Source organism: Escherichia sp. MOD1-EC5990 (assembly GCF_002965285.1).
In the GTDB taxonomy this organism is placed as follows: domain Bacteria; phylum Pseudomonadota; class Gammaproteobacteria; order Enterobacterales; family Enterobacteriaceae; genus Escherichia; species Escherichia coli_F.
The window spans coordinates 1-4456 of sequence record NZ_PTRV01000049.1; the positions used below are offsets into that span (position 1 = coordinate 1).

General features: G+C 47.7%; 4 protein-coding genes and 4 tRNA genes. 7 read left to right on the forward strand and 1 reads right to left on the reverse strand.

What is annotated here, in order from left to right; translation table 11 throughout:
- Nucleotides 1-201 precede the first annotated feature (201 nt).
- Complete coding sequence (gene murB, locus BEB42_RS25590) at nucleotides 202-1230, forward strand: UDP-N-acetylmuramate dehydrogenase (protein WP_001016658.1); 1029 nt, start codon at nucleotides 202-204, stop codon at nucleotides 1228-1230.
- Entirely contained in the window at nucleotides 1227-2192 is a 966-nt protein-coding gene (birA, locus tag BEB42_RS25595) for a bifunctional biotin--[acetyl-CoA-carboxylase] ligase/biotin operon repressor BirA (RefSeq protein WP_000654644.1), read from the forward strand. The genes murB and birA overlap by 4 nt, the downstream gene beginning before the upstream one ends.
- Nucleotides 2193-2220: 28 nt before the next feature.
- Here birA and coaA read toward each other — a convergent pair whose 3' ends face one another.
- Nucleotides 2221-3171 carry a type I pantothenate kinase gene (coaA, locus tag BEB42_RS25600; RefSeq protein ID WP_000023079.1) on the reverse strand — a complete coding sequence of 317 codons (951 nt, stop codon included), beginning with the start codon at nucleotides 3169-3171 and terminating at the stop codon, nucleotides 2221-2223.
- A 361-nt stretch (nucleotides 3172-3532) separates the two neighbouring features.
- Here coaA and BEB42_RS25615 point away from each other — a divergent pair.
- The 5 genes from BEB42_RS25615 to BEB42_RS25635 form a co-directional block, all read left to right on the forward strand.
- Nucleotides 3533-3608 (forward strand) — tRNA-Thr (locus tag BEB42_RS25615).
- An 8-nt stretch (nucleotides 3609-3616) separates the two neighbouring features.
- Nucleotides 3617-3701, forward strand: a tRNA-Tyr gene (locus tag BEB42_RS25620).
- Nucleotides 3702-3817: 116 nt separating this feature from the next.
- Nucleotides 3818-3892: transfer RNA gene (locus tag BEB42_RS25625), tRNA-Gly, on the forward strand.
- 6 nt (nucleotides 3893-3898) lie between these two features.
- Nucleotides 3899-3974, forward strand: a tRNA-Thr gene (locus BEB42_RS25630).
- 114 nt (nucleotides 3975-4088) lie between these two features.
- Nucleotides 4089-4456, forward strand: a 368-nt coding sequence (locus BEB42_RS25635; RefSeq protein WP_002444880.1) for a GTP-binding protein, incomplete at its 3' end; no start/stop codon positions are given.

Below are 4456 nucleotides of genomic sequence, written 5' to 3' on the forward strand. Positions count from 1 at the left end.
GTGAAACGCCGTAGCGCCGATGGTAGTGTGGGGTCTCCCCATGCGAGAGTAGGGAACTGCCAGGCATCAAATTAAGCAGAAGGCCCAGTCGGAAGACTGGGCCTTTTTGCGTTTCTACAAACTCTTCCTGTCGTCATAACTACAAGCCATCCCCCCACAGATACGGTAAACTAGCCTCGTTTTTGCATCAGGAAAGCAGCTATGAACCACTCCTTAAAACCCTGGAACACATTTGGCATTGATCATAATGCTCAGCACATTGTATGTGCCGAAGACGAACAACAACTACTCAATGCCTGGCAGCATGCAACCGCAGAAGGGCAACCCGTTCTTATTCTGGGTGAAGGAAGTAATGTACTTTTTCTGGAAGACTATCGCGGCACGGTGATCATCAACCGGATCAAAGGTATCGAAATTCATGATGAACCTGATGCGTGGTATTTACATGTAGGAGCCGGAGAAAACTGGCATCGCCTGGTAAAATACACTTTGCAGGAAGGTATGCCAGGTCTGGAAAATCTGGCGTTAATTCCTGGTTGTGTCGGCTCATCACCTATCCAGAATATTGGTGCTTATGGCGTAGAATTACAGCGAGTTTGCGCTTATGTTGACTGTGTTGAACTGGCGACAGGCAAGCAAGTGCGCTTAACTGCCAAAGAGTGCCGTTTTGGCTATCGCGACAGTATTTTTAAACATGAATACCAGGACCGCTTCGCCATTGTAGCCGTAGGTCTGCGCCTGCCAAAAGAGTGGCAACCTGTACTAACGTATGGTGACTTAACTCGTCTGGATCCTACAACCGTAACGCCACAGCAAGTATTTGATGCGGTGTGTCATATGCGCACCACCAAACTCCCTGATCCAAAAGTGAATGGCAATGCCGGTAGTTTCTTCAAAAACCCTGTTGTATCTGCCGAAACGGCTAAAGCATTACTGGCACAATTTCCAACAGCACCAAATTATCCCCAGACGGATGGTTCAGTAAAACTGGCCGCTGGTTGGCTTATCGATCAGTGCCAGCTAAAAGGAACACAAATTGGTGGGGCTGCGGTACACCGTCAACAGGCGTTAGTTCTCATTAATGAAGGCAATGCAAAAAGCGAAGATATTGTGCAGCTGGCACATCATGTAAGACAGAAAGTGGGTGAAAAATTTAATGTCTGGCTTGAGCCAGAAGTTCGCTTTATTGGTACATCAGGTGAAGTTAGCGCAGTGGAGACGATTTCATGAAGGATAATACCGTTCCGCTAAAATTAATCACGCTATTAGCGAATGGCGAATTTCACTCTGGTGAGCAGCTGGGTGAAACGTTAGGAATGAGCCGGGCGGCCATTAATAAACATATTCAAACACTGCGTGACTGGGGCGTTGATGTCTTTACCGTTCCGGGTAAAGGATACAGCCTGCCTGAGCCCATCCAGTTACTTAATGCTGAACAGATATTGAGTCAGCTGGATAGCGGTAGTGTAGCCGTGCTGCCAGTTATTGACTCCACGAATCAGTATCTTCTTGATCGTATCGGAGAGCTTAAATCGGGTGATGCCTGCGTTGCTGAATACCAGCAGGCAGGACGTGGTCGCCGAGGTCGGAAATGGTTTTCACCTTTTGGCGCAAACTTATATTTGTCGATGTTCTGGCGTCTGGAACAAGGCCCGGCTGCGGCGATTGGTTTAAGTCTGGTTATCGGTATCGTGATGGCGGAAGTATTACGCAAGTTGGGCGCTCATAAAGTTCGTGTTAAATGGCCGAATGACCTCTATCTGCAGGATCGCAAGCTGGCAGGTATTCTTGTGGAGCTGACTGGCAAAACCGGCGATGCGGCGCAAATAGTCGTTGGTGCCGGGATCAACATGGCAATGCGTCGTGTTGAAGAGAGTGTCGTTAATCAGGGGTGGATCACGCTGCAGGAAGCTGGGATCAATCTCGATCGTAATGCGTTGGCGGCCATGCTAATACGTGAATTACGTGCGGCGCTGGAACTCTTCGAGCAAGAAGGATTGGCACCTTATCTGTCGCGCTGGGAAAAACTGGATAATTTTATTAATCGCCCAGTGAAACTTATCATTGGTGATAAAGAAATATTTGGCATTTCACGCGGAATAGACAAACAAGGCGCTTTATTGCTTGAGCAGGATGGAATAATAAAACCCTGGATGGGCGGTGAAATATCCCTGCGTAGTGCAGAAAAATAAGAAAGGGGAGCATTAGCTCCCCTTTAAATTATTTGCGTAGTCTGACCTCTTCTACCGCGTGATTAGCACTCTTTGTCAGGATTAAACTGGCGCGCTCGCGAGTAGGTAGAATATTTTGCTTTAAGTTCAGCCAGTTGATCTCTTTCCACAATGTCATGGCAGTGTTAATCGCTTCTTCTTTAGTTAATTTCGCGTAGTTATGAAAATAGGAATCCGGGTCTGTAAAAGCCCCTTCGCGGAATTTCAGGAAACGGTTGATATACCACATCTGAAGTAAGTCTTCCGGTGCATCAACATATATCGAAAAATCGACAAAATCAGAAACAAAAACATGATGTGGATCGTGTGGATAATCCATCCCGCTCTGTAAGACATTTAACCCTTCAAGAATTAAAATATCAGGCTGAACAACAGTTTTATCTCCATCCGGGATCACATCATAAATAAGATGCGAGTAAACAGGTGCCGTAACGTTTGGCACGCCGGATTTGAGATCGGAAACAAACTTCACCAGGCGATGCATATCATACGATTCCGGAAAGCCTTTCTTCTTCATCAGACCACGTTCTTTCAGCACCTGATTAGGGTGAAGGAAGCCATCTGTAGTGATCAGCTCAACACGACGATGCTCCGGCCAACGGCTTAATAGTGCCTGCAATACACGGGCGGTTGTACTTTTCCCCACCGCGACGCTACCTGCGATACTGATAATGTAAGGAATGCGTTGCCCGTTGGTACCAAGAAACTGTTCCAGAACTGCCTGACGGCGCAGATTCGAGCTTATATAGAAGTTCAGCAAACGTGACAGAGGTAAATAGATCTCGGCAACTTCTTCTAACGAGAGATCTTCATTAATACCTTTGAGACGGGCGATCTCATCTTCCGATAACGTCATAGGTACGGAATCACGCAGAGCTGCCCACTGGTTGCGGTCAAACTGTAGGTAAGGCGTCATTAACGTTTGCTCTTTTATACTCATAAGCATGTTTCTGGCGGTCATAGCTCTATCGGCAAAACGATATTTGCCATGGCGCGTCACAGTTCTGTTGAATGGGTTAATGGGCAGGAGGGTAACACCAGATGGGGAGGAATAATAAGAAAAAATCTCTCCCAGGAAGCTATCGTTGAAAAGCAATGTGACAGATATTCCATCTGATAAAAAGAATTGCGCTTTAGAAGGAGCGCATTGTTGAGAACAATGATGTTGAAAAAGTGTGCTAATTTGCCCTCTGTTCGACTGTTTCTTCATCGCGTCGCATAAAATGTGACCAATAAAACAAATTATGCAATTTTTTAGTTGCATGAACTCGCATGTCTCCATAGAATGCGCGCTACTTGATGCCGACTTAGCTCAGTAGGTAGAGCAACTGACTTGTAATCAGTAGGTCACCAGTTCGATTCCGGTAGTCGGCACCATCAAGTCCGGTGGGGTTCCCGAGCGGCCAAAGGGAGCAGACTGTAAATCTGCCGTCACAGACTTCGAAGGTTCGAATCCTTCCCCCACCACCAATTTCGGCCACGCGATGGCGTAGCCCGAGACGATAAGTTCGCTTACCGGCTCGAATAAAGAGAGCTTCTCTCGATATTCAGTGCAGAATGAAAATCAGGTAGCCGAGTTCCAGGATGCGGGCATCGTATAATGGCTATTACCTCAGCCTTCCAAGCTGATGATGCGGGTTCGATTCCCGCTGCCCGCTCCAAGATGTGCTGATATAGCTCAGTTGGTAGAGCGCACCCTTGGTAAGGGTGAGGTCGGCAGTTCGAATCTGCCTATCAGCACCACTTCTTTTCTCCTCCCTGTTTTTTCCTTCTGTTTATTGCATTCAACAAGTCGGGCATGTTGCCTGGTTGATGTGGTGATATCACCGATTTATCCGTGTCTTAGAGGGACAATCGATGTCTAAAGAAAAGTTTGAACGTACAAAACCGCACGTTAACGTCGGTACTATCGGCCACGTTGACCATGGTAAAACAACGCTGACCGCTGCAATCACTACCGTACTGGCTAAAACCTACGGCGGTGCTGCTCGCGCATTCGACCAGATCGATAACGCGCCGGAAGAAAAAGCTCGTGGTATCACCATCAACACTTCTCACGTTGAATACGACACCCCGACTCGTCACTACGCACACGTAGACTGCCCGGGGCACGCCGACTATGTTAAAAACATGATCACCGGTGCTGCCCAGATGGACGGCGCGATCCTGGTAGTTGCTGCGACTGACGGCCCGATGCCGCAGACTCGTGAGCACATCCTGCTGGG

Excerpts from the sequence above, each read along its gene's own strand:
- murB (WP_001016658.1), top strand. The coding sequence starts at position 202 with ATGAACCACTCCTTAAAACCCTGGAACACATTTGGCATTGATCATAAT.
- birA (WP_000654644.1), top strand. The coding sequence starts at position 1,227 with ATGAAGGATAATACCGTTCCGCTAAAATTAATCACGCTATTAGCGAAT.
- coaA (WP_000023079.1), bottom strand. The coding sequence starts at position 3,171 with ATGAGTATAAAAGAGCAAACGTTAATGACGCCTTACCTACAGTTTGAC.